At 70.1% G+C, this 22,819-nt stretch carries 22 protein-coding genes and 1 riboswitch; of the genes, 15 read left to right on the forward strand and 7 right to left on the reverse strand.

The window, feature by feature from the left end; translation table 11 throughout:
• Positions 1-340 precede the first annotated feature (340 nt).
• From FB600_RS29505 to FB600_RS29520, 4 genes are all read right to left on the reverse strand, one after another.
• Complete coding sequence (locus FB600_RS29505; RefSeq protein ID WP_025100937.1) at positions 341-1,060, reverse strand: amino acid ABC transporter ATP-binding protein; 720 nt, start codon at positions 1,058-1,060, stop codon at positions 341-343.
• Positions 1,047-1,697 carry an amino acid ABC transporter permease gene (locus tag FB600_RS29510; RefSeq protein WP_013689815.1) on the reverse strand — a complete coding sequence of 217 codons (651 nt, stop codon included), beginning with the start codon at positions 1,695-1,697 and terminating at the stop codon, positions 1,047-1,049. Before FB600_RS29510 ends, FB600_RS29505 begins: the two co-directional genes overlap by 14 nt.
• Positions 1,694-2,380, reverse strand: a complete 687-nt coding sequence (locus FB600_RS29515; RefSeq protein WP_013689816.1) for an amino acid ABC transporter permease — start codon at positions 2,378-2,380, stop codon at positions 1,694-1,696. The genes FB600_RS29510 and FB600_RS29515 overlap by 4 nt, the downstream gene beginning before the upstream one ends.
• Before the next feature lie 186 nt (positions 2,381-2,566).
• Positions 2,567-3,376, reverse strand: coding sequence for a transporter substrate-binding domain-containing protein (locus FB600_RS29520; protein WP_145758019.1), 810 nt, complete (start codon positions 3,374-3,376; stop codon positions 2,567-2,569).
• A gap of 597 nt (positions 3,377-3,973) precedes the next feature.
• On the opposite strand from FB600_RS29520, the gene FB600_RS29525 reads away from it, so the two are divergent.
• The 6 genes from FB600_RS29525 to FB600_RS29550 all read left to right on the forward strand — a co-directional run bounded on the left by FB600_RS29525 (position 3,974) and on the right by FB600_RS29550 (position 10,387).
• Positions 3,974-4,498: a sigma-70 family RNA polymerase sigma factor gene (locus FB600_RS29525; protein ID WP_025100934.1), complete on the forward strand. Its 525-nt coding sequence runs from the start codon at positions 3,974-3,976 to the stop codon at positions 4,496-4,498.
• A complete protein-coding gene (locus tag FB600_RS29530; RefSeq protein WP_096752805.1) occupies positions 4,477-5,508 on the forward strand; it encodes a FecR domain-containing protein in 1,032 nt (343 codons plus the stop codon). The genes FB600_RS29525 and FB600_RS29530 overlap by 22 nt, the downstream gene beginning before the upstream one ends.
• Positions 5,509-5,670: 162 nt before the next feature.
• Positions 5,671-6,150, forward strand: coding sequence for a hypothetical protein (locus FB600_RS29535; RefSeq protein WP_098182715.1), 480 nt, complete (start codon positions 5,671-5,673; stop codon positions 6,148-6,150).
• Between the two features lie 252 nt (positions 6,151-6,402).
• A complete protein-coding gene (locus tag FB600_RS29540) occupies positions 6,403-7,131 on the forward strand; it encodes a gluconate 2-dehydrogenase subunit 3 family protein (RefSeq protein ID WP_025100931.1) in 729 nt (242 codons plus the stop codon).
• Complete coding sequence (locus FB600_RS29545; protein WP_200055535.1) at positions 7,128-8,906, forward strand: GMC family oxidoreductase; 1,779 nt, start codon at positions 7,128-7,130, stop codon at positions 8,904-8,906. The genes FB600_RS29540 and FB600_RS29545 overlap by 4 nt, the downstream gene beginning before the upstream one ends.
• A gap of 50 nt (positions 8,907-8,956) precedes the next feature.
• Positions 8,957-10,387 carry a c-type cytochrome gene (locus FB600_RS29550; RefSeq protein WP_373421874.1) on the forward strand — a complete coding sequence of 477 codons (1,431 nt, stop codon included), beginning with the start codon at positions 8,957-8,959 and terminating at the stop codon, positions 10,385-10,387.
• A gap of 77 nt (positions 10,388-10,464) precedes the next feature.
• Here the strand turns inward: FB600_RS29550 and FB600_RS29555 are convergent, their stop codons facing one another.
• A complete protein-coding gene (locus FB600_RS29555; protein ID WP_096752808.1) occupies positions 10,465-11,643 on the reverse strand; it encodes an iron-containing alcohol dehydrogenase in 1,179 nt (392 codons plus the stop codon).
• 366 nt (positions 11,644-12,009) lie between these two features.
• On the opposite strand from FB600_RS29555, the gene FB600_RS29560 reads away from it, so the two are divergent.
• The 4 genes from FB600_RS29560 to FB600_RS29575 all read left to right on the forward strand — a co-directional run bounded on the left by FB600_RS29560 (position 12,010) and on the right by FB600_RS29575 (position 14,075).
• Positions 12,010-12,417 carry a hypothetical protein gene (locus FB600_RS29560; protein WP_096752809.1) on the forward strand — a complete coding sequence of 136 codons (408 nt, stop codon included), beginning with the start codon at positions 12,010-12,012 and terminating at the stop codon, positions 12,415-12,417.
• Between the two features lie 5 nt (positions 12,418-12,422).
• The gene (locus tag FB600_RS29565; protein ID WP_098151877.1) at positions 12,423-12,911 is read left to right on the forward strand and encodes a hypothetical protein; all 489 of its coding nucleotides are present in this window, start codon (positions 12,423-12,425) and stop codon (positions 12,909-12,911) included.
• A 104-nt stretch (positions 12,912-13,015) separates the two neighbouring features.
• Positions 13,016-13,360 (forward strand): hypothetical protein, encoded by a 345-nt coding sequence (locus FB600_RS29570; RefSeq protein WP_013689825.1) that lies wholly within the window; start codon positions 13,016-13,018, stop codon positions 13,358-13,360.
• A gap of 295 nt (positions 13,361-13,655) precedes the next feature.
• Positions 13,656-14,075 carry a VOC family protein gene (locus FB600_RS29575; protein WP_013689826.1) on the forward strand — a complete coding sequence of 140 codons (420 nt, stop codon included), beginning with the start codon at positions 13,656-13,658 and terminating at the stop codon, positions 14,073-14,075.
• Between the two features lie 42 nt (positions 14,076-14,117).
• Here FB600_RS29575 and FB600_RS29580 read toward each other — a convergent pair whose 3' ends face one another.
• Positions 14,118-16,205, reverse strand: coding sequence for a putative bifunctional diguanylate cyclase/phosphodiesterase (locus FB600_RS29580; RefSeq protein WP_145758018.1), 2,088 nt, complete (start codon positions 16,203-16,205; stop codon positions 14,118-14,120).
• A gap of 290 nt (positions 16,206-16,495) precedes the next feature.
• A riboswitch (cobalamin riboswitch) is annotated at positions 16,496-16,574 on the forward strand.
• A gap of 63 nt (positions 16,575-16,637) precedes the next feature.
• On the opposite strand from FB600_RS29580, the gene FB600_RS37350 reads away from it, so the two are divergent.
• The 5 genes from FB600_RS37350 (at position 16,638) to FB600_RS29600 (ending at position 22,196) form a co-directional block, all read left to right on the forward strand.
• On the forward strand, positions 16,638-16,790 hold the full coding sequence (locus FB600_RS37350; protein WP_186135954.1) for a hypothetical protein: 153 nt from the start codon (positions 16,638-16,640) through the stop codon (positions 16,788-16,790).
• A 120-nt stretch (positions 16,791-16,910) separates the two neighbouring features.
• Entirely contained in the window at positions 16,911-19,157 is a 2,247-nt protein-coding gene (locus tag FB600_RS29585; RefSeq protein WP_145758017.1) for a TonB-dependent receptor, read from the forward strand.
• Between the two features lie 13 nt (positions 19,158-19,170).
• Positions 19,171-19,959, forward strand: a complete 789-nt coding sequence (locus FB600_RS29590; protein WP_096752812.1) for an ABC transporter ATP-binding protein — start codon at positions 19,171-19,173, stop codon at positions 19,957-19,959.
• 9 nt (positions 19,960-19,968) lie between these two features.
• Entirely contained in the window at positions 19,969-20,994 is a 1,026-nt protein-coding gene (locus FB600_RS29595) for an ABC transporter substrate-binding protein (RefSeq protein WP_145758016.1), read from the forward strand.
• A 233-nt stretch (positions 20,995-21,227) separates the two neighbouring features.
• A complete protein-coding gene (locus FB600_RS29600; RefSeq protein ID WP_408580156.1) occupies positions 21,228-22,196 on the forward strand; it encodes a FecCD family ABC transporter permease in 969 nt (322 codons plus the stop codon).
• A 31-nt stretch (positions 22,197-22,227) separates the two neighbouring features.
• Here the strand turns inward: FB600_RS29600 and FB600_RS29605 are convergent, their stop codons facing one another.
• Positions 22,228-22,815, reverse strand: a complete 588-nt coding sequence (locus FB600_RS29605; RefSeq protein WP_186082286.1) for a DUF2878 domain-containing protein — start codon at positions 22,813-22,815, stop codon at positions 22,228-22,230.
• Between the last annotated feature and the right edge of the window lie 4 nt (positions 22,816-22,819).

Raw genomic sequence — 22,819 nt, forward strand, 5'->3', positions numbered from 1 at the left:
ATCGACGTGACGCGATGATGACGAAGGCCGCGCGCGGGGCGGCCGGGCCTGTCGCTACGGTGGAGCGTCGAGTGCGGCGGCGGCACCCGCGGCGCGCTCGATATGCTGTCATGGACCGCGCGCGACGGCCGGCCGTTCCCCTCGATTGTGTTACCGAGGGTCACCGTTGCCAGGGGCGGTAAGCGAGGCCTCGCCATAGCGCCGCACAAGCCGCGCGCGACGCGGGCGCCGGCCGCGCGCGAGCCCCGTCGGCGCGACGTCGCGACCAAGGCCAGCCGATGCTGCGCCGCGCGAGCGGGGCGAAACGCGCCCTTGCATTGCGCTCGCCGCCCGCGCGAACTCACTGCACGAAACGCTGCAACTCGATCGTCTTCGGCGCGCCGAAGATCTGCTCGGGCGGCCCGCTTTCCCACACGCGCCCCTGGTGCATGAACACCACCTGGTCGCTCACGGCGCGCGCGAAGCGCATCTCGTGCGTGACCATGATCAGCGTCATGTCCTCCTTGGCGAGGTTCTCCACCACGCCCAGCACTTCCGCCACCAGCTCGGGATCGAGCGCCGAGGTGATCTCGTCGCACAGCAGCACGGCCGGCTTCATCGCCAGCGCGCGGGCGATCGCCACGCGTTGCTGCTGGCCGCCGGAAAGCTGTTCCGGATAGGCGTCGAACTTGTCGCCGAGGCCCACGCGCTCCAGCATCAGCTCGGCGATCGCGCGCGCCTGGTGGCGGTTGGCCTGCTTGACCACGGTCTGCGCCAGCATCACGTTCTGGCCCGCGCTCAGGTGCGGGAACAGGTTGTACTGCTGGAACACCATGCCCACCTTCAGGCGCAACGCGCGCAGGTCGCCGCGGCGCGCGTCGACGGTGGTGCCGTCGATGGTGATCGAGCCGGCGTCGATGCTTTCCAGGCCGTTGAGCGTGCGCAGCAGGGTGCTCTTGCCCGAGCCGCTGCGGCCGATGATGCTCACCACCTGGCCGCGCTCGACGCTGAAGTCGATGCCTTTCAGCACATGGTTCGCGCCGAAGTTCTTCTCCAGCGCGCGGGTTTCAACGAGCGGCATGCCATTTCCTTTGCAAGACGCGCGCCCAGCGGGTCAACGGATAGCAGAGCGCGAAATAGATGAGGGCCACCAGCCCATAGACCAGGAACGGCCGGAAGGTCGCGTTCGAGATCACGGTGCCGGCGCGGGTCAGCTCGGTGAAGCCGATGATCGAGACCAGCGCGGTGTCCTTGACGGCCTGCACGCCGAAGCCGACGGTCGGCCCCACGGCGATGCGCGCGGCCTGCGGCAGGATCACGTGGCGCAACTGCTCGAGATAGCTCATCGCCAGGCTCGCCGAGGCTTCCCACTGGCCGCGCGGCACCGCCTCGACGCAGCCGCGCCAGATCTCGGCCAGGTAGGCGCTGGTGAAGAAGGTCAGGCCCAGCGTGGCGGCCACCCAGGGCGGCACGTCGAGGCCGGCCAGCGGCAGCCCGAAGAACACCACGAAGATCTGCATCAGCAGCGGCGTGCCCTGGAAGATCTCGATGTAGAGCTTCACGGCGCCGCGCAGCGCGACGTTGCTGGACACGCGCATCGCCAGCAGGGCCAGCGCGAGCGCGCCGCCGAGCACGAACGAGACCAGCGACAGCACCACGGTCCAGCGCGCGGCCAGCAGCAGGTTGTCGAGGATCTGCCAGAAGCTGAATTCGATCATCGCGCACCTCCCGCGCGGCGCAGGAACAGGCGCCGGCCGGCGGTATTCAGCACGAAGCGCAGCAGCAGCGCCATCGCCAGGTAGGCCAGCGTGATCACGAAGTAGGTTTCGAAGGCGCGGAAATTGCGCGACTGGATGTAGCTGGCCGCATAGGTCAGGTCGGCCACCGAGATCTGCGAGACCACCGCCGAGCCGAGCATGGTGATCACGATCTGGCTGGTCAGCGCCGGGAACACCTTGGCGAAGGCCTGCGGCAGCACCACGTGGCGGAACGCCTGGGCGCGCGACATGGCCAGCGCGGCGGCCGCCTCGTGGTGGCCGCGCGGCACCGCGGCCATGCCGGCGCGCACGATCTCGACCGAGTAGGCGCCCAGGTTCAGCGTCATCGCCAGCACCGCGGCCGTCACCTCGCCGATGTGGATGCCCAGCGCGGGCAGGCCGAAGAACACGAAGAACAACTGCACCAGGAAGGGCGTGTTGCGGATCGCCTCGACATAGGCGCCCGTCAGCGCGCGCAGCCAGGCCAGGCCCGGCGCGCGCGTGTCGTGCGCGGCGGCGCCGAGCACGCCGATGGCGAGGCCGAGCACGGTCGACGCGGCGGTGAGCGCGAGCGTGGTCGCCGCGCCGCTGGCGAACATGCCGGCGTAGTCGGCGAGATCGCCGAACTGGAGCTGGTAGGTCATCTCGAGGCTGGGTTGGTTGGGCTTCGGGAGGGGCGGCGCCGCGTTGGGCCGCCCCGGCGGGTCAGGCGTGGGCCGCGTATGTCGCCGCCGCGAGAGCGCCGCGGCGGATGTCGCCCGCGGGCTCGCGAGGGACGGCGTTCGCCGACCCGCGACGACGCTCGCTCCGGGCCGCGCGTCGCGCGTCGCTCACAGGCCGGCCGGCAGCGGCTGGCCCAGCCACTTCTTCGAGATCGCGTCGAGCGCGCCGTCCTTCTTGGCCTGCGCGATCGCCGCGTCGACCTTGGCCAGCAGGCGCGGCTCGTTCTTGTTCAGGCCGACGAAGCAGGGCGAGTTCTTGATCACGAACTTGGTTTCGGGGCGGCGCGGCGGGTTCCTGGCGAGGATCGCCGCCGCCACGATGTTGCCGGCCGCGATCAGCTGCACCTGGCCCGACAGGAAGGCCTGGATGGTCGCGTTGTTGTCCTCGAAGCGCTTGATGGTGGCGTTCGGTGCCATCTGGGTCAGCGCGATCTCCTCCAGCGCGCCGCGCGTGGCGCCGACGGTCTTGCCCGTCAGGTCGGCCGGGCCCGCCACCTTGATGTCGGCGGGGCCGAACACGCCCTGGAAGTAGGGGCCGTAGGCGGCCGAGAAATCGATCACCTTCTCGCGATCGGGCGTCTTGCCGAGCGAGGAGATCACCAGGTCCACCTTGTTGGTGGTCAGGTAGGGAATCCGGTTCGCGCTGTTGACGGGCACCAGCTGCAGCTTCACGCCGAGCGACTTGGCGAGCAGCGCGGCGGTGTCGATGTCGTAGCCCTGCGGCTGCATGTCGGCGCCGACCGAGCCGAACGGCGGATAGTCCTCCGGCACCGCGACGCGCAGGGTGCCGCTCCTGGTGATGGTGTCCAGCGCGTCGGCCTGGGCGGCGTTCGCGCCGAACAGCAGCAGGGCGGGGGCGGCCAGCAGCGCGGCGAGCCAGGCGCGGCGGGAGGAGGTGCGGTTCGGTCGGAAATCCATCGCGGGTTCTCGGGTGGTCTTGTCGGTGAATCGGAGCGGTCGGGTCGGGCCGCCGTGGCGGCCCCCGATGATTTAGCAAGAGCCGGGCCATGTGCCGTTCGGCTGGTCTGGCCACGCTGACCGGCGCTGCGGCGCGTCGATGCACCGTTTTTGCGCGGCGGCGATGCGTCATTCGGGTGCGCGAGCGCGAGGAAGGCGCCGAAAACGGGCGTGGACAGGGCTGGGCGGGATTCGGATCGAGCCGATCAGACGCGATGGCGAGCTGCGGCAGAGGCGAAAAGCAGGCTCGGCCTTTGTTCATACTGGTATGACCAGTGAGGGCCAAGGCCGGCATTTCCGTTGATCGCGGCCGGCGGATGAATCGAATCATGTCTGCCGGGATAGGGCGCCGCGGCAAGGTGGAAGCCCCTGTTCCACACCCGGCCGTGGCCGTCGCGACAGGCGCCCGCCGGTCCTTGCCGGCTCGTCATGTCGCCAACCCGCCCCTTATTTCACATGCATCGAGCGATTGCACAAAGCTGTCAGTTATATAAAAATGCGAATGATTCTTATCTTCACTTCTGATTCGAAGCGCTTGCCGCAAAAGGGGTTTCCTCGATGTCCGCCGTCCTCTCCGACGTGCAACGTGAAGTCAGCACCTTGTACCTCGACCATCACGCTTGGCTGCAGGGCTGGCTGCGCCGCAAGCTCGGCAATGCCTCGGACGCGGCGGACCTGGCGCAGGACACCTTCGTGCGGGTGCTGAGCGCCTGGAGCGGGGCCGGCGGTTTCGATCCGCGCGAGCTGCGCGAGCCGCGCGCCTACCTGAGCACGGTCGCCGGTCGCCTGGTGCTCAACCATTACCGCCGCCTGTCGCTCGAACGCGCCTGGCTCGAGGCGCTGGCCCTGCTGCCCGAAGCCTGCGCGCCCTCGGTCGAGGAGCGCTGCCTGGTGCTCGAGACCCTGCACGAGATCGACGCGATGCTCGATCGCCTGCCGCCCAACGTGCGTACCGCCTTCCTGCTGTCTCAACTGGAGGGGCTGACCTATGCCGAGATCGCCCTGCGGCTGGGCATCAGCGATCGCACCGTCAAACGCTACATGGTGAGCGCCTACGAAGCATGCCTGCTGCTGACGCTGTGAGTGCGGCGGCCGATCGCGAGGCGCCGCCGCTCGATCGCGCGGTGGCGCGCGCGGCCGCCGGCTGGGCCGTGCGCTTGCGCGAGCGCGCGTCCGCCGAGGACCTGGCCGCCTGCGCGCGCTGGCGCGAGGCCGACCCGGAGCACGAGCGCGCCTGGCAGGGCGTGCTGCGGCTCGACGCGAAGTTCGACGCGATGCCGGCCGCGGCCGCGCTGCCGGCGCTGGGCCGCGAGCGGCGCGTCGACCGGCGCGCCGCCTTGAAGACGCTGGGCGGCACCGCCGCCGCGCTCGCGCCGGCCGGTTACCTCGCCTATCGGCTGCTGCCTTGGCAGGCCTGGGGCGCCGAGCAGCGCACCGGCCCCGGCGAGCGGCGCGGCCTGATGCTGGCCGACGGCACGCGCATCGAGCTCAATACCGGTTCGGCGCTCAACGTGCGCTTCGATGCCAACGAGCGTCGCCTCGAGCTGGTGGCCGGCGAGATCCTGGTGGCCACCGGCGCCGACGCGCACAGCCCCTATGCCTGGCACCGGCCGTTCGTGGTGAAGACGGCGGCGGGGCGGATCCGCGCGCTGGGCACGCGCTTCGTGGTGCGCGACGGCGTGGTGGAGCCGGCGCGTGCCGCCTCGCGCGTGACGGTGCTCGACGGCGCGGTGGAGATCACGCCGGCTGCCGCGCCCGCGCTGCGGCGTCGGCTCGACGCGGGCCGGCAGCTGTGCTTCTCGGCCGACGCGATCGGCGCGAGCGGGCCGGCCGATCCGCATGCGGCCGACTGGTCGCGCGGCGTGCTGTTCGCGGACCGGATGCGGGTCGGCGCCTTCGCGGCCGAACTCGCGCGCTATCGCCCCGGGCTGCTGCGCTGCGACCCCGCCGTCGCCGAGCTGCGCATCACGGGCGCCTTCCAGATCGACAATACCGACAACATCCTGGCCGCCTTGCCGGCCACGCTGCCGGTGCGCGTGGTCTATCGCACGCGCTACTGGGTGACGATCGAGCCGGCGCGGCCCGAGGCCTGAGCGGCGGAGGCCTGCTCGATCCCGGCGGCGAAACGGCGTGCTCGACATTGCGGAAACGCTCGCCCGGAATCTCTCGCGCCTGTCGGCGCAATCGCGCGCGGCGGCGTTAGAGGAATATCGGCCCGCTGGCGAAGGGCCTTCGACGGATTCGGGAGACCAAGCATGAAGACATCGGCACGAGCCGGCAGCGCGGCGCGCCTGGCCGGCCTGGCGCTGGCGGCCGGGGCGATGCTGGCGGGCCAGCCTGCCCACGCGGCGGCCGGCACCGGCGCGGTCATGCTGCGCGCGCAGGGCACCTCGACCACCACCACCCTGGTGCTGCGCGATGCCGGGCAGGATCCGGGCGGCAAGCGTCGTTACGCCTACGAGCTGCGCGTGGCGAACGGCGCCTGCCACGCGACGCTGGCGGGCGTGGTGCATCGCGTCTCGAAGACCGACGCGGCCGGCGACGATTCCACCTTCCTGCGCAACGGCGAGAGCGTCGACACCAGCGTGTTCCGCGACCTCGCCGACGGCCGCCGGGTGACGCTGACGATCGACGTCAGCTCGCCGAAACCCCGATACGCGGGCGTGGCGGTCGACCAGGCGCCGGCCGGCTGCGCCGACTGGCAGCACCTCGACAGCGAGTTCTACGCTCGCTGATCCGTCGCGGCGGTGCCCGATCCGGCATCGCCCGCGCCGATTATGTCCCGATCTGAAACAAGCCCTTGTCCGTCCGCGCTATCGAATGGAACCGGTTCCATCTATAATGCGCGGGCTAAATGAAATGTAGGTGTCTTGTCTGTATCGCCTATTTTTCAAGATAACGGGCAGCGGCGGGGCGCGACGATCGGTGAGGACGTCGTGCCGAACGGCACGCGCCCGACCCGTCGCCCCAACCCAGAACGGACCATCATGACCACCCCACCCGACAAACCGGGCTCGCGGCGCCGCTTCCTGCAGACCAGCATCGCGCTGGTGCCGGCCGCCTCGCTGGCCGGCTGCGATCTCGGCAGGCACGAAGGCTCGGCGCCGGCGCAGTCAGCCGGCGCGCGCGCCGACGCCGGCCCCTACAAGCCGCGTTTCTTCGATGCCGCCGAATGGGCCTTCGTGCAGGCCGCCTGCGACCGGCTGATCCCGGCCGACGCCGAAGGGCCCGGCGCGCTGGAAGCGGGCGCGCCCGAGTTCATCGATCGCCAGATGGAGACGCCCTATGCGCACGGCGCGACCTGGTACATGCAGGGGCCGTTCCAGCAGGGCGCGCCGGAACTGGGCTACCAATTGAAGCTGGTGCCGCGCGACATCTACCGGCTCGGCATCGCGGCGGTCGACCGCTATAGCCGCACCGCCTACGGCAAGCCCTTCGCCGAGCTCGACGCGGCCACGCGCGACACCGTGCTGGGCGCGCTGGAGGCCGGCAAGCTCGAACTCGGCGACGTGCCCGCCAAGGTGTTCTTCGGCCAGTTGCTGCAGAACACGCGCGAGGGGTATTTCTGCGATCCGGTGCACGGCGGCAATCGCGGCATGGCGGCCTGGAAGATGATCGGCTTCCCCGGCGCGCGCGCCGACTTCATGGATTTCGTCAATCAGGACGGCAAGCCCTATCCCTACGGGCCGGTGTCGATCAACGGGGAGCGCAGCTGATGGCCGAGAAGAAACCGCATGTCGATGCCGTGATCGTCGGCTTTGGCTGGACCGGCGCGATCCTCGCCAAGGAACTGACCGAGGCCGGCCTCAAGGTGGTCGCGCTGGAGCGCGGCGAGTATCGCGATACCTATCCCGACGGCGCCTATCCGAACACGCTCGACGAGCTGACCTACAACGTCCGCAAGAAGCTGTTCCTGGACCTGTCGAAGACCACCCTGTCGATCCGCCATGCGCCGGGCGACACGGCGCTGCCTTACCGGCAGCTCGCGGCCTTCCTGCCCGGCGAGGGCGTGGGCGGCGCGGGCCTGCACTGGTCGGGCGTGCATTTCCGCATCATGCCGGAGGAGCTGCGCCTGCGTAGCCACTACGAGGAGCGCTACGGCAGGAAGTTCATCCCCGAGGGCATGACGATCCAGGACTACGGCGTCAGCTACGAGGAGCTCGAGCCGCACTTCGACTTCGCCGAGAAGGTGTTCGGCACCTCGGGGCAGGCCTATCGCGTGAAGGGCAAGGTGGTGGGCGACGGCAACGTGTTCGAGGCCGATCGCAGCGACGGCTTTCCGCTGGCCGCCCAGCTGAACACCTATTCCGCCCAGCGTTTCTTCGACGCGTCCAGATCGCTCGGGCTGCACCCCTACCGGCTTCCCTCGGCCAATACTTCGGGGCCCTACACGAATCCCTACGGCGTGCAGATGGGGCCGTGCAACTTCTGCGGTTATTGCAGCGGTTATGCCTGCTACATGTACTCGAAGGCCTCGCCGAACCTGAACATCCTGCCGGCGCTCAAGCAGGAGCCGCATTTCGAGCTGCGCTCGAAGTGCCACGTGCTGCGCGTCGAGCTCGACGACACCAGGAAGCGCGCCACCGGCGTGACCTATGTCGATCCGGCCGGCCGCGAGGTGTTCCAGCCGGCCGATCTGGTGATCGTCGCCGCGTTCCAGTATCACAACGTGCACCTGCTGCTGCTGTCCGGCATCGGCAAGCCTTACGACCCGATCTCGGGCGAGGGCGTGGTGGGCCGCAATTTCGCCTACCAGAACCTGTCGACCATCAAGGCCTTCTTCGACCAGGACACCTACACGAATCCCTTCGTCGGCGCCGGCGGCAACGGCGTGGCGGTCGACGATTTCAATTCCGACAACTTCGACCACGGCCCGCTCGGTTTCGTCGGCGGCTCGCCGATGTGGGTCAACCAGGCCGGCGTCAAGCCGGTCAGCGGGATCGCCACGCCGCCCGGCACGCCGGCCTGGGGCTCGCCGTGGAAGAAGGCGGTCAAGCAGAGCTACGCGCACACCATCTCGATGGACGCGCACGGCTCGAACATGTCCTATCGCGACGTGTTCCTCGACCTCGACCCGACCTACCGCGACTCCTACGGGCAGCCGCTGTTGCGCATGACCTTCGACTGGAAGGACAACGACATCAGGATGGCGCGCTACGTCACCGGGCAGATGCACAAGATCGCCGAGGCGATGGGGCCCAAGGCGATCAGCGTATGGACCCGCGAGTTCGGCCAGCATTTCGATGCGCGCCAGTACCAGACCACCCACCTGGTGGGCGGCGCGGTGATGGGCACCGACCCGCGCACCAGCGTGCTGAACCGCTACCTGCAGAGCTGGGACGTGCACAACGTGTTCGTGATGGGCGCCTCGGCCTTCCCGCAGGGCACCGGCTACAACCCCACCGGGCTGGTGGCCGCGCTGGCCTATTGGTCGGCGCGCGCGATCCGCACGCAGTACCTGAAGAACCCCGGCCCCTTGGTGAGCGTATGAAGCAGAGCATCTTCTCGAGGACGCCGCGTGCCGCGGCGTGGCGCGTGGCGATGGCGGCGGGCGTGGTGGCCGCCGCGGCGGCGCTGGCCTGGCCCGCGCTCGGCGCGAGCCAGGACGCGGTGGCGGTGAAGCCGGTGCCGGCTTCGTCGGGCGTGACGGCGGCGCCGCTCGCGGCATCGGCGGCGGCCGTGGCGGCGCCGGCCGCCGGCCACGACGCGGCGCGGGCCGAACTGCTCAAGCGCGGCGAATACCTGGCGCGCGCCGGCGACTGCATCGCCTGCCACAGCGCGCCGAACGGCAAGCCCTTCGCGGGCGGCCTGAAGTTCGACACGCCGATCGGCGCGATCTACTCGACCAACATCACGCCCGACGCGAAGACCGGCATCGGCGGCTGGCGCTTCGAGGACTTCGATCGCGCGGTGCGCGCCGGCGTGCGCAAGAACGGCGACACGCTCTATCCGGCGATGCCGTATCCGTCCTACGCGCGCCTGAGCGAGGAGGACGTGCGCGCGATGTACGCCTACTTCAGCCAGGGCGTGGCGCCGGTCGAGCAGCCCAATCGCGCGGTGGACATCGTCTGGCCGCTGTCGATGCGCTGGCCGCTCGCGATCTGGCGCAAGCTGTACGCGCCGGCGCCCAAGCCGTTCGAGGCCGCCTCGTACGCCGATCCGGTGCTGGCGCGCGGTGCCTACCTGGTGCAGGGGCTCGGCCATTGCGGCGCCTGTCACACGCCGCGCGCGCCGACCATGCAGGAGCGCGCGCTCGGCGACGCCGACGGCAGCGATTTCCTGGCCGGCGGCGCGGCGATCGACGGCTGGGTGCCCACCAGCCTGCGCGGCGAGCCGCGCACGGGCCTGGGCACCTGGTCCGAGCAGGAGATCGTGCGTTTCCTGAAGACCGGGCGCAACCTGCACACGGCGGCGTTCGGCGGGATGACCGACGTGGTCGACCACAGCATGCAGTACCTCAGCGATGCCGACCTGAGCGCCATCGCGCGCTACCTGAAGTCGTTGCCGCCGCGCGCGAGCGGCGAGACCGCCTACGCCTACGACGACGCGGCCGCCCAGGCGCTGCGCGCCGGCGACGCGAAGCGGCCGGGCGCGTCCGTCTACGTCGACAACTGCATGGCCTGCCACCGCAGCGACGGCCGCGGCTACACGCGCGTGTTTCCGGCGCTGGGCGGCAACCCGGTGGTGCAGGGCGCCGATCCCACCTCGCTGATCCACGTGGTGCTGGAAGGCGCGGCGCTGAACGGCACGCACGAGGCGCCGTCGAGCTTCACCATGCCGCCGTTCGGCTGGCGCCTGTCCGACCAGGAGGTCGCCGACGTCGCGAACTTCGTGCGCACCAGTTGGGGCAACACCGGCTCGACGGTGACGGCCGCGCAGGTGGCCAAGCTGCGCCGCGCGTATCCGGGCAAGCGTCCCGATGCGCCGCCGGGCGCCGACTTCGCGCGGCCTTCGGCGAGCCGGACGAACTAGGCTCCCGGGTCCATGAAAAAAACCGCGCGGGATGGCTGTCCCGCGCGGTTTTTTCTTTCCGGAGGTGGGCGAGGCAGCTATTGCACTTCGTCGTAGACGTGCTCGAACGCGCGCCGGTAGATCTCCAGCGCGCTGGCCTCGTCGATCTCGCAGGGGTTGTTGACCAGCAGCCGCTCCTGCTTCATCGCATCGGCCGCCAGCCCCGCCAGGTCGCCGACGTCGATGCCGACCGCCTGCAGGTTGGCCGGCAGCCCCGCGTCGCGCGCCAGCCGCACCAGGTAGGCGATGAAGGCCTCGGCCTGTTCCTCGACCGGGCCGACCGGCTCGAGCCCGACCAACTGCCCGAGCTCGGCATACTGCTGCGCGGCGGCCTGCGCGTTGAAGCGCAGCACGTGCGGCAGCACCAGCGCATTCGACAGCCCGTGCGGCACATGGAACACGCCGCCGATCGGGTAGGCCAGCGCATGCACGCCGCCCACCGGCGCGTTCGCGAAGGCCTGGCCGGCCAGCATCGCGCCGAGCAGCATGGCCGAGCGCGCGGCGAGGTTCTGGCCGTCGCGGCAGGCCGGCAGCAGGTTGGCGGTGAGCAATTGCAATGCCTTGCAGGCGAGATGGTCCGACAGCGGATTCTTCAGACGCTTGCTGGTATAGGCCTCGATCGCGTGCACCATCGCGTCGATGCCGGTGGCGGCGGTCGCCGCCGGCGGCAGGCCGACCGTCAGCTCCGGGTCCAGCAAGGCCGAATCGGCGTAGAGCCGCGGCGAGACCACGCCGCTCTTGGTGGTCTTGCCGGTGGTCACGATCGAGATCGGCGTGACCTCGGAGCCGGTGCCGGCCGTGGTCGGGATCTGCACCAGCGGCAGTCGGCCGTGCTCGACGCGGTTCACGCCGTACATCTGCTCCAGCGGCTGCTCGCTCGCGCACAGCGCGGCCACCAGCTTGGCGACGTCCATCGAGGAGCCGCCGCCCAGCCCGATCACCAGCTCGGCGCCGAATTCGCGCGCGCGCCGGGCCGCGTCGCGCACCACCTCCTCGGGCGGGTCGGCCACCACCTCGTCGATCACCAGCACCTCCCAGCCGGCCCGCGCCAGGCTGGCCAGCGCCGGCGCGAGCGTGCCGCCGCGATGCAGGAAGGCGTCGGTGAGCACGCAGGCGCGGCGGCCGGCGTGGCGCTCGCGCAGCAACTCGCCGAGCCGGCGAGCCAGCCCCGCCTCGAGCACGATGTGGGGGACGGTCTGAAACGAAAACGATTGCATGGGGGGCGTCTCCGGCTGTTTTCGTGGGGCGCGATGGGCGGCGCCGCGCGGTGGCATGTGCCGGTCATGATACCGGCGCGCGCGGTTTTCGTTCCGGCCGGCCGCGGGCGTCGGCCCGCCGGATCGATCCGCCGCTGCCCGATCGATTTAAATGCAGTGAAAATTACCGGTCAATCAATTCGCCATTAAATCGACGGAAAATTTTACTAAATCCGACGGCATTCGACCGATTGATCGAATTCGATCGACGCGGTTTCACGCCGTTTCATTTACCTGGATGGTCAATGCGTTTATAGTCGCCGTCGGCCGACTCGACAGGCTTCGGAGACAAGTCGGGCCGAGTGCCGCGATACCAGGAAAACCACCATGACCGCTACTCGGCCGACGCAGTCGAAGTCGAAATCGCGTTCGAACCATCCGCGCCCGCCCAAGAAGCAGGGCTGGGTCGCGATCGATCCCTCGGTGGTGCCGCCCGCCTCGCAGAAGGCGCTGCGCGACGCGATCGCGCTCGAGAAGGCGCCCGTCACCGATTATGCCGACCCGTTGTGGATCCTGGCGCAGGAATCGAGCGGGGTGGTGAACTCGCATAATCCGAATTCCACGGCGCGCGGCCTGTTCCCGTTGTTGCGCGCCCAGTACGCGCTGAATCCGAATGGCGAGAAATCCTTCGGTAATGCCGTCGAGAAAGCGCAGGGCGGGCTTCGATATATTTACGGCCGTTATCACAGCGCGCAGCATGCCCGTAAATTCTGGGAAAAACATCACGGGTATTGAACGCAATGAAAGGTCTTCGTTTTGCTGTCGCATCGATCGTTTTCGGTATCGCGGCGAACCTGGCGCTGGCCGCCAGCCCGGCGCCGGTGCCGCAATTCGACAACTTCCCGGCGCCGGCCTGGCACGGCAAGGTGGCCGCCACCACGATCCAGTCCGAGCAGGACCACAGGTTCGCCGCGCGGCTGCGCGAACTGTCGGGCAAAAAACCGAACTTCGCCGGCCATTACGCGCTGAGCAGCTGGGGTTGCGGCGCGTCCTGCACCATGACGGTGGCGGTCGACGCGAGGACGGGCGAGACCGTCTGGCTGCCGTTTACGGTCTGCTGCTGGGACGTCGACATCGACCAGCCGATCGAATTCCGGCGCAACAGCAAGCTGGTGATCGTGCATGGCAGCCGTAACGAAACCGGCAACGGAACCTACTATTATCTGTTCGATCAGAATCGCTTCACCTTGCTGCGCGGCGACGAACGACGGGTCAAGCCCGGTAGCTGAACGTCGCGCGGCGCGCTGGCGCCGGCCTCGAATTCCCGGGTTGTTTTTCCGGCATTCGTTCATACTTATCGCCGACGTTCAGCAATACACCGAAGGCGGACCGCATGACGAAACCTGAATTCACCGACACGGCGAGCGCGAGACCGGACCTGTTGTGCTACCTGGTCGCGATCGCCGCCGCCTCCTATGCGCTGACGCAGGAATGGCGCGTCGACCACGTGGTCAGCTGCTGCCGCGGCTGGCTCGACAAGCAGCGCGTCACGATGGACTGGCTCGATCGCGTGCGCATCGGCCAACTGGCGCTGAAGATCGCCAGCCGCGACCTGCTCGGCGCCGGCATCGCGGTGCGGCTGTCGAGCGTGCCGGCGCTGTTCACCAGCGAGATGGAACTCAACGAGGCGTCCACCATGGTGCAGCGGATGATGGTGCTCTGCCAGGAGGCGCTGTAGAGGGCGCGCAACGTGCCTGACCGCTTCGCGTCGGCATCCCGGGCCGACCGCCGTTTGCCTCCTTCGCTGCTTCCCCCGATCTCCCGCCTCGTTCGCCGCGCGTCTCGCGCGGCGCCGGAAGCGCTCGGCCGCGCGCGGCGCGCTTCGCATCTCGCGCCGGGCGCGGCCGGCAGGATTCACGCAGCCGGCATATAGTGAGCGGCGCGCCGCCGTCGATCGCCAGCCACGCGTCACCCGGCTTGCGATTCGCTTGCGCGCTCCCCCCACATCAGACTCTTTTGCAAGGAACCCGGCGATGTCAGATAGCGCGCTCACCTGCGGCATCGATCACCTCGGCCTGACCGTTCGCGACCTGGCCCAGACCCGCGACTTCTTCGTGCAGTGCCTGGGCTGGAAGCTGGTCGGCGAGCGGCCCGACTATCCGGCCGCCTTCGTCTCGGACGGCCATCTGGTGCTCACGCTCTGGCAGCTCAAGGAAAGCGAGGCGCCGGTCGAGTTCGACCGCAAGCGCAATGTCGGCCTGCATCACCTGGCCTTGCGCGTGGCCAGCGAGGCGGCGCTCGATGCGGTCCACCAGCGCGCCTCGGCATGGCCCGGCGTGCGCGTCGAGTTCGCGCCGGAGCCGCTCGGCAAGGGCCCCAAGCGCCACACGATGATCTACGAACCGGGCGGCATCCGCCTCGAGTTCGACCACGACACCAGCAAGCCGGCCTGAACCCGGCTTGATCGAAGCCCGGGCGGCGGGCTGCCGGCCCGCTCAGGCGGGCGCCGGGTCGGTCCCGGCGCCGGCGCGCTCGCGGATCAACTGCTCGAAGGCCTCGGCCGTCAGCGGCTGGCCGAGCAGGAAACCCTGCATCTCGTCGCACATCAGCGCGTTGAGCTTGTCGAGCTGGGTGGCGGTCTCGACGCCCTCGGCCACCACGTCCATGCCCAGCGAATGCGCCAGCGCGATGATGGCCGACACGATCGCCGCGCCTTCCTTGCCGTGCCGGTCCAGCCCGCTGGTGAAGAAGCGGTCGATCTTGAGTTGCTTGACGCGAAAGCGCTGCAGGTAGGCCAGGCTCGAATAGCCGGTGCCGAAATCGTCGATCGCGATCTCGAAGCCGGCTTGCTGGAAATCGCGGATCGCCACGATGGTGCGCTCGGCATCCTGCATCGCCATGGTTTCGGTGATCTCGAAGATGATCTGCCGCGGCGCCACCTGCTGCGCCTCGACGATCTCCAGCATCGCGTCCGCCAGCCCCGGCTGCGCGAGCTGGCGCGTCGACAGGTTGACGGCCACCTTCATGTTCGGCAGGCCCGCCTCGCGCCAGGCGCGGATCTGCCGGCAGGTCTCGCGCACCACCCAATAGCCGATCGGCACGATCTGCCCCGAGCGCTCGGCGATCGGGATGAAGTCGAGTGGGGCCAGCGCGCCGAGCTTGGGATGCTGCAGGCGGATCAGCGCCTCGGCGCCGGTCAGCGCCTGGGTCTTGCCGCGGAACTTCGGCTGGAAGTGCAGGCTGAAATAGCCGTTGGCGAGCGCCTCGTGCAGCGCCTGCTGGATCTGCAGGGTGCGCAGCGCGGCATCGTTCATGCCGACCTCGAAGAAGCGGTAGGTGCCGCGGCCGCCGCGCTTGGCCTCGTACATCGCCGCGTCGGCGTGCTTGAGCAGGGTGTCGACGGTCTCGCCGTCGCGCGGGTAGAGCGCGATGCCGATGCTCGGCGTGACGGGCAGCGGCGTGTCGGCGCTCCAGGTGCCGTCGCGGGTGCGCTCCAGCACCTTCTCCGCCACCAGCCGCGCATCCTGCGGCGAGACTAGCGGCTCCACCAGCACCACGAATTCGTCGCCGCCCAGGCGCGCCACCGTGTCGGCGGCCCGCACGCAGCCGCGCAGGCGCTGCGCGAAGCTCACCAGCACCTGGTCGCCGACCGAATGGCCGAGCGAATCGTTGATCGCCTTGAAGCCGTCGAGATCCATGAACAGCACCGCGAAGCCGGTCTGCCGGCGCCGCGCGCGGTCGATCGCCTCGACCATGCGCGCATTGAGCGTGCCGCGGTTGGGCAGGCCGGTCAGCGTGTCGAGCGTGGCGAGCCGCACGATCTCGCCGTTCAGGCTCGACACCGCGCACGCCAGCCGGCTGTTGCGCATGTCGATGCGCGACAGCAGCAGGGTGACGATCAGGATCGCGAAGGTGAACAGCGTGACGGTGGTGGCCAGCCAGGTCGAATCGACGCCTTTCGCCGCGCCGCAGACGCTGCCGGGCGGGAAGTCGGCGGCGGCCATGCCGGCGTAGTGCATGCCGCTGATCGCCATGGCCATCACGAAGGCGGCCGCGATGCGCGCGCGCACCACCGAGCGGCGCTGCTCGTCGCGCAGGCGGCGCGCGATCGACAGCGCGGCGATCGAGGCGGCGATCGCGATCGCCAGCGAGGCGGCCAGCCAGCCGGGCTGGTAGTCGATGCCGGGCGCCATCTTCATGGCGGCCATGCCGGTGTAGTGCATGCCGGCGATGCCGCAGCCCATCAGCGTGCCGCTGATGGCCAGGTGGGTGCGGGTGGCCAGCGCGCGCGTGGTGAAGAACAGCGCGAAGCAGGACACCACGATCGCCAGCGCCAGCGAATAGCCGGTGTCGAGCACGTCGTAGCCGAGCGGGATCGGCAAGGAAAAGGCCAGCATCGCGATGAAGTGCATCGACCAGATGCCGGTGCCCATCGCCACCGCGCCGCCGGCCAGCCAGGCATGACGCTGCGGCGAACGGCCGAGCAGGGCGATGCGGCTCGTCAGGTCGAGCGCTGTGTACGAGGCCAGCGTCGCCACCACGAACGAGACCACCACCAGGAGGAAATTGTACGAGCCGTGCATGTCGAGAAAACGGAAGCAGGGGCGTGCGCGAGCGTCGGCGGCACGCGGCCGCCCCATCCGGCGCGCGAGCGGCGACTCGAGGCAAACGGGGCGGGAACGTCGCCCGCAGCACGCGGCCGCAGGCCCAGCATCATAGCCTCAGCGCGGGGCGAATCGGCGGCAATCGTGACGGCCGCACATATTCCCGGAGATTGGAAAGCTGTTCCGAAGGCTTGTCGCCAATAAGGAAGTGATTTCGAATGCCTTCCGTGCGTATTTCGAACCACGCTAGAATGGCGCCCGCCAAGCTCGGAAGCGGGTGCAAATCCCGCGCGGTCGCGCCACTGTGACCGGATCGCCGTCTTTCGACGGCCAGGCCGGAAGTCAGACCTGGGCTTTGTCTGGTCCTTGATGTTTTGTTCCAACGGGGCGCGAAACCCCAGGAGACTCCGCGTGATTCATGCCGTCCGATTCCGCGACGCGTGCCGTGCTGGCGCGCGCCGTGTCGATTTTCCCCTCGATTTTTTCATTGCCGCCGTCTTGATTGGCTCGATGGGTGCCGTTGCGTCGCCCGATGCGATTTCCCCGCCGGATTGTCTGGCCTGAGCCGCCGCGCGTTCTTGCGCGCTCGCCACGACTCCGCGATCCGAGCCGCCGCCGACGCGGCACGCCGGATCATGCGCCGCGCCCGCGGTGCACCTGCCACATGCCAATCCGGGCAATGACATGAAACGCCATCACCATTCCGTCTTTCCGCGCGCGCCGCGCACGGCCCCTCGTCGCGCCTGCGCGAGCGCGGTCGCCATCGCCTCCCTGCTCGGCGTGCCGCGCGTGGCGCTGGCCGATGACGCGCTGCCTTCGAAATCGACGACCGACGCGGCGCCGGCCGGTGCCGCGAAACCCGCCGCCGGCGGCGGCGCGGCCCAGGCGCTGCCGGCCATCTCGGTGGGCGCCGCGCGCGCCGCCGCCGATGCCGGCAATCTCAGCAAGCCGGCCGCCACCGGCAGCCGGCTCGGCCTGTCGAGCCTCGACACGCCGGCCAGCGTCGAGACGCTCGACGGCGAGCGGATCCGCGAGCGCGGCGACACCAGCGTGCTCGATGCCGTCACGCGCGCGGCCGGCTTCGCGGCCAACGCGGCGCCCGGCAACGGCGGCACCTCGGTATCGGTACGCGGCTTCAGCGGTCCCGAATCGATCACCACGCTGTATGACGGCACGCGCATGCTGGTGGGCGCGGGCACGGTGACCTTCCCGGTCGACACCTGGTCGGTCGAGCGCATCGAGGTGCTGCGCGGGCCGGCTTCGGTGCTGTACGGCGAGGGCGGGCTGGGCGGCGTGATCAACGTGGTGCCCAAGGCGCCGCGGCGCGAGCGCGAGACCAGCTTGCTGGTGGGCGCCGGCAGCTACGGCCAGAAGCGCGTCGCGCTCGACACCACCGGCGCGCTCGGGCCGATGCTCTCGTATCGCTTCCATGTGAACGACGACCGGCAGAACGGCTGGGTGCCGCGCGGCGAGTCTCATTTGACCTCGGTGGGCGGCGCGCTGAAGCTCGACGTGAATCCCTCGCTGTCGTTCACGCTCGACTACGATTTCGCGCGCCAGAAGCCGATGACCTATTTCGGCGTGCCGGTGATCGACGGCGTGCTCGATCCCGCCATGGCGCGGCAGAACTACAACGTCGGCGACGCCTCGATCGCCTATTACGATCGCTGGGCGCGCCTGAACACCACCTGGCGCGCCGCGTCCGGCCTCACGGTGCGCAACCAGTTCTACGGCATGCTGACCGATCGCCATTGGCGCGATTCGGAAAGTTATGCGCTGCAGGGCGACGGCAGCGTGCTGCGCAGCGACTACATCGAGATCCGCCATCACGAGCGGCAGGTCGGCGACCGGCTCGACACCACTTTCGACGGCCATCTGCTGGGCCGCCAGAACCGGCTGGTGGTGGGCGCCGAATTCAACGACGTGAGCTTCGTCGACACCAGCAATACGCCCTTCGACGGGCAGTCGGTGGTGCCGGCCTTCGGCTTCGATCCCGGCTCGTTCTCGAGCCCGGACGCGACCGTGCCGGTGTTCCGCACGCATACGCGCCAGGCCGGCGTGTTCGCCGAGGATCGCATCGAGCTGAGCGAGCGGCTGTCGTGGATCTCGGGCCTGCGCTACGACTACATCGACTACCAGCGCGATACCTTCGCCACGCCGAGCTCGCCCGCCTCGTCGTTCAGCAAGACCTTCGCGCATACCAGCTGGCGCACCGGCCTGGTGTTCTCGCTGACGCCCGACATCTCGCTGTACGGCCAGTACACCACCGGCACCGACGGCGTGGGTTCGCTGATCACGCTGTCCAAGAGCAGCAGCGCCTTCAATCTCTCGACCGGCGATCAATGGGAAGCGGGCTTCAAGCAGGCCTTCGCGGGCGGACGCGGCGCGTGGACGCTGGCGTTCTACCAGATCGTCAAGCGCAACCTCCTGAGCGTCGATCCGCAGAACCCCGGCCAGACCATCCAGGTCGGCAAGCAGTCCTCGCGCGGCGTCGAGTGGACCGGCGCCTTCAGGCTCGGCCACGGCATCTCGATCGACGCGAACGCGGCCTTCCTGCGCGCGCGCTATGACGACTTCAACGAGTCGGTGGACGGCGTGAGCGTGTCGCGTGCCGGCAAGGTGCCGATCAACATCCCGCAGCAGACCGCCAATCTGTGGCTCGACTGGGCCTTCGCGCCGGGCTGGCGCGCCGGCGCGGGGCTGCGTTATGTCGGCCGCAGCTACGGCGATACCGCCAACACGGTATCCCTGGCTTCCTATACGCTGCTCGACGCCTCGGCCTCGTGGCGCGCCACCAAGGACCTGACCTTGTCGCTCTACCTGCACAACCTGACCAACCGTGTCTATGTCGAGACCAGCCAGAACAGCGGCAGCGAGTGGCTGCTCGGCGCGCCGCGTTCGGGCGGCGTGACGGCGACGCTGAAGTTCTGAGCCGCGCCGCGCGATGAGCCATTTCCGCATCAGCTCGCTCGACTGGTCGCCCGCCGACCGGCCGCGCGCCGCGCGCGCGCTGCTCAGCCGCGTCGCGCTGGAGGCGCGGCCTGGCGAGTTCGTCGGGCTGATCGGCCCGAACGGCAGCGGCAAGACCAGCCTGCTGCGCTGCGCGTTTCGCTACGAGCGTCCGCGGGCAGGCGCGATCGAGATCGGCGGCGAGGAGGTCTGGACCTTGTCGCCGCGGCGTGCCGCGCAGCGCATCGCGGTGGTGCTGCAGGATCCGCCCGACGAGTTCGGGTTGACGGTCGGGCAGGTGGTGGCGATGGGGCGCACGCCGCACAAGCGCATGCTCGAGGGCGAGACCGCCGAGGATCTCGCGCGCATCGAGCGGGCGCTGAGCGACGTGGGCCTGGCCGGCACCGAGGCGCGCGCCTTCGCGACGCTGTCGGGCGGCGAGCGGCAGCGCGCGCTGCTGGCCCGCGCGCTGGTGCAGGCGCCCGAGCTGCTGATGCTCGACGAGCCCACCAACCATCTCGATCCACGTCACCAGATCGCCTTGCTGGCGCTGGTGAAGCGGCTGCGCATCACCACGCTCGCGACCATCCACGATCTCAATCTCGCCGCCGCGTTCTGCGATCGGCTGTTCGTGCTCGCCGACGGCGAGATCGTCGCGAGCGGCACGCCCGACGAGGTGCTGACGCCCGAACTGCTGAGGGCCGTCTACGGCGTCGAGGCGATCGTCGACCGGCATCCCGGCGGCGCCTATCCGCGCATCACCCTGATCATCGACGAGGCCTGAGCGATCCGCATGAAGCCGTCCAACCCGAGCTCCCGTATTGCCTTCTTGCCGGCGCGCCGCGCGGCGGCGTTCGCCGTGTGCGCCGGCGCGCTGCTGCCGGCCGCACCCTCGCTGGCCGCCGGCCACTATCCCGTCACGGTCCGCAGCTGCAATCGCTCGGTGAGCTTCGAGCGCGCGCCCGCGCGCGCTGTCAGCAACGACGTGAACCTGACCGAGATGATGCTCGCGCTGGGGCTGCGCGATCGCATGGCCGGTTATACCGGCGTGGGCGGCTGGAAGACCGCCACGCCGGCCCTGCGCGCGCAACTGGCCGGCCTGCCCGAGCTGGCGCGCCAGTATCCGGCGATGGAGACGCTGGTGGCGGCCGATGCCGATCTCTACGTGGCTGGCTGGAACTACGGCATGCGCGTGGGCGGGCCCGTCACGCCCGATACGCTGGCGCGCTTCGGCATCGCCGCCTACGAGCTGACGGAATCCTGCTCGCACGTGATGCCGCGCCCGCCGGCCTCGTTCGACGATGTCTATGCGGACCTGCGCAACCTCGGCGCGATCTTCGACGTGGCGCCGCGCGCCGACAGGCTGATCGCGGCGATGCGCGCGCGGGTCGAGGCGGTCGGGCGCGCGCTCGGGCCGAAGCGGGTGCCGGTGCGCACCTTCGTCTACGACAGCGGCGGCGACAAGCCGTTTACCGCGGGCCGTTATGCGATGCCCGATGCGTTGATCCGCGCGGCAGGCGGTGTCAACGTGATGGACGATCTCGCGCAGAGCTGGGCGGCGGTCGGTTGGGAGAGCGTGGTGGCGCGCGATCCGCAGGCGATCGTGATCGTCGACTACGGCGCCGAGACGGCCGCGCAGAAGATCCGCTACCTGAGCACCAATCCCGCGCTGGCGGGGCTCGCCGCGGTGCGCGAGCGGCGTTTCATCGTGATCCCCTATGACGAGGCGACGCCGGGCGTGCGCAATGCCGAGGCGGTGGAGGCGATCGCGCGCGGGCTGCATCCCGCGGCGTTTGCCGCTGGCGAGGGCGGGAAGTGAGCGCGATGCGGGGCGTCGAGGAGGCGGCGGGCGAGTCGGTGAGGGTGGATTCGGGCTCGGGCTCGGTTTTGAGCGCGAGCCCGGATTGCGCTGCTGCCTATGCTTCAGGCTCTGCTTCAGGCTCGGAGGCGCTAACGGCAGCCGCCACTCCGGCCGCCCCAACTTCCTATTCCACGCGATCGGCATCGCGGCCCGCCAACCGACGCGCACGCCGCGCGATCTGGCTCGGCGCCGTGCTGCTGCTCGCCTCGATGCTGGCCGCCACCGGCCTCGGCCCGGTGGCCATCGCGCCGGGCACGGTGGCGCGCGTGCTGCTCGCGCATCTCGGCGGGCACGCGGCGCCGCGCGTGGCGCCCGGCATCGATACCATCGTCTGGCTGATCCGCCTGCCGCGCGTGCTGCTCGGCGCGCTGGTCGGCGCCACCCTGGCGATGGTCGGCGTGGCCCTGCAGGCGGCCACCGGCAATCGCATGGTCGACCCGCACCTGCTCGGCGTCAGCTCGGGCGCCTCGCTCGGCGCGGTGGCGGCCACCGTCTGGTTCGGCGCCGCCTTCGGCTGGCTGACGCTGTCGGCGTTCGCCTTCGCCGGCGCGCTCGGCGCCACCGCGCTGGTGATCGTGCTCGGCGTGCGCGCGGGGCGGCTCGATTCCTCGCGCCTCTTGCTGTCGGGCGTGGCCGTCTCGTTCGCGATGATGGCGCTGGCCAACCTGCTGATCTACCTCGGCGATCCGCGCGCTGCGCAGTCGGTGCTGTTCTGGATGCTCGGCGGGCTGGGGCTGGCGCGCTGGTCCCTGCTGCCGGTGCCGGTGCTGTGCCTGGTCGCCGGCGGCCTGCTGCTGATGGGCCGCCGCCGCGAGCTCAATGCGCTGACCAGCGGCGACGTGGCCGCCGCCGCGCTCGGCGTGGACGTCTCGGCGCGGCGGCGCGAGCTGTTCGTGGTCTGCTCGCTGCTGACCGCGGCGGCGGTGGCCGTCAGCGGCGCGATCGGCTTCGTCGGGCTGGTGGTGCCGCACGTCTGCCGGAGGCTGTTCGGCGCGGAGCATGGCGGCCTGCTGCCGATGGCGGCACTCGGCGGCGCGCTGGCGCTGGTCTGGGCCGACGTGCTGGCGCGCATCCTGATCGCGCCCGACGACCTGCCGATCGGCGTGATCACCGCCCTGATCGGCGGGGCGATGCTGGTGGGGCTGGTGCGGCGCGGCTAGCGGAACGCCTCGCGTCCGGCGCCGAGGATGCTCACTGCTCCTCGCCGGCTTGCCGTGGCAAGGGCGCCATGCCGTCGAGATACCGAGCCACCTGCACCGCGGCCGGCAGGAGCACGGCCCAGCCCGCGGCCAAGGCGGCGAAGGCCGCCGCGGGAGGCGCGAAGCTTACCGCGCCGAGCGCCGCGCCCGCGCGAAACGACAGTGGCCCGGCGAGCGTGCCCAGCATCGCCGCGAGCCAGGGCCGGCCGCGCAGCCGGACGAAGACGACATTGAGCTGGATCGCGAAGATCGCCCAGAGCGCGGCGATCCAGGCCGGCGCGCCGAGGGCGCCGGCCGGCTGGCCCGGATAGACGAGCCAACCGGTTCCGGCCAGGACGCTGTCCCAGCACCAACCGAGCAGGGTCACCGCGAGGATCGAGCTGGCTTCCACCGATGGCCGGGCGGCGCGTGACAGGTGCCAGCTCGCCATGCCGGCGGCGCAGAGCCAGCCGGGCACCGGATCGGCGTGTGCGCCCCCATGCACGGCCGCCAGCCAGGCTGCCTGGCCCACCACCCAATAGAGCGCCACGGGATGCCCGCCATGGCGAGCAGGCTTGCGCGACGCGGCCGAGGTCGGCATCGGG

The organism is Burkholderia sp. SJZ089 (genome assembly GCF_007828315.1).
GTDB classification, from domain to species: Bacteria; Pseudomonadota; Gammaproteobacteria; order Burkholderiales; family Burkholderiaceae; genus Burkholderia; species Burkholderia gladioli.

Excerpts from the sequence above, each read along its gene's own strand:
- FB600_RS29505 (WP_025100937.1), bottom strand. The coding sequence starts at position 1,060 with ATGCCGCTCGTTGAAACCCGCGCGCTGGAGAAGAACTTCGGCGCGAAC.
- FB600_RS29570 (WP_013689825.1), top strand. The coding sequence starts at position 13,016 with ATGACGAAACCTGAATTCACCGACACGGCGAGCGCGAGACCGGACCTG.
- FB600_RS29575 (WP_013689826.1), top strand. The coding sequence starts at position 13,656 with ATGTCAGATAGCGCGCTCACCTGCGGCATCGATCACCTCGGCCTGACC.
- FB600_RS29560 (WP_096752809.1), top strand. The coding sequence starts at position 12,010 with ATGACCGCTACTCGGCCGACGCAGTCGAAGTCGAAATCGCGTTCGAAC.
- FB600_RS29510 (WP_013689815.1), bottom strand. The coding sequence starts at position 1,697 with ATGATCGAATTCAGCTTCTGGCAGATCCTCGACAACCTGCTGCTGGCC.
- FB600_RS29585 (WP_145758017.1), top strand. The coding sequence starts at position 16,911 with ATGAAACGCCATCACCATTCCGTCTTTCCGCGCGCGCCGCGCACGGCC.
- FB600_RS29605 (WP_186082286.1), bottom strand. The coding sequence starts at position 22,815 with ATGCCGACCTCGGCCGCGTCGCGCAAGCCTGCTCGCCATGGCGGGCAT.
- FB600_RS29530 (WP_096752805.1), top strand. The coding sequence starts at position 4,477 with ATGCCTGCTGCTGACGCTGTGAGTGCGGCGGCCGATCGCGAGGCGCCG.
- FB600_RS29520 (WP_145758019.1), bottom strand. The coding sequence starts at position 3,376 with ATGGATTTCCGACCGAACCGCACCTCCTCCCGCCGCGCCTGGCTCGCC.
- FB600_RS29515 (WP_013689816.1), bottom strand. The coding sequence starts at position 2,380 with ATGACCTACCAGCTCCAGTTCGGCGATCTCGCCGACTACGCCGGCATG.
- FB600_RS29550 (WP_373421874.1), top strand. The coding sequence starts at position 8,957 with ATGGCGGCGGGCGTGGTGGCCGCCGCGGCGGCGCTGGCCTGGCCCGCG.
- FB600_RS29595 (WP_145758016.1), top strand. The coding sequence starts at position 19,969 with ATGAAGCCGTCCAACCCGAGCTCCCGTATTGCCTTCTTGCCGGCGCGC.
- FB600_RS29555 (WP_096752808.1), bottom strand. The coding sequence starts at position 11,643 with ATGCAATCGTTTTCGTTTCAGACCGTCCCCCACATCGTGCTCGAGGCG.
- FB600_RS29590 (WP_096752812.1), top strand. The coding sequence starts at position 19,171 with ATGAGCCATTTCCGCATCAGCTCGCTCGACTGGTCGCCCGCCGACCGG.
- FB600_RS29565 (WP_098151877.1), top strand. The coding sequence starts at position 12,423 with ATGAAAGGTCTTCGTTTTGCTGTCGCATCGATCGTTTTCGGTATCGCG.
- FB600_RS29535 (WP_098182715.1), top strand. The coding sequence starts at position 5,671 with ATGAAGACATCGGCACGAGCCGGCAGCGCGGCGCGCCTGGCCGGCCTG.
- FB600_RS29525 (WP_025100934.1), top strand. The coding sequence starts at position 3,974 with ATGTCCGCCGTCCTCTCCGACGTGCAACGTGAAGTCAGCACCTTGTAC.
- FB600_RS29580 (WP_145758018.1), bottom strand. The coding sequence starts at position 16,205 with ATGCACGGCTCGTACAATTTCCTCCTGGTGGTGGTCTCGTTCGTGGTG.
- FB600_RS29540 (WP_025100931.1), top strand. The coding sequence starts at position 6,403 with ATGACCACCCCACCCGACAAACCGGGCTCGCGGCGCCGCTTCCTGCAG.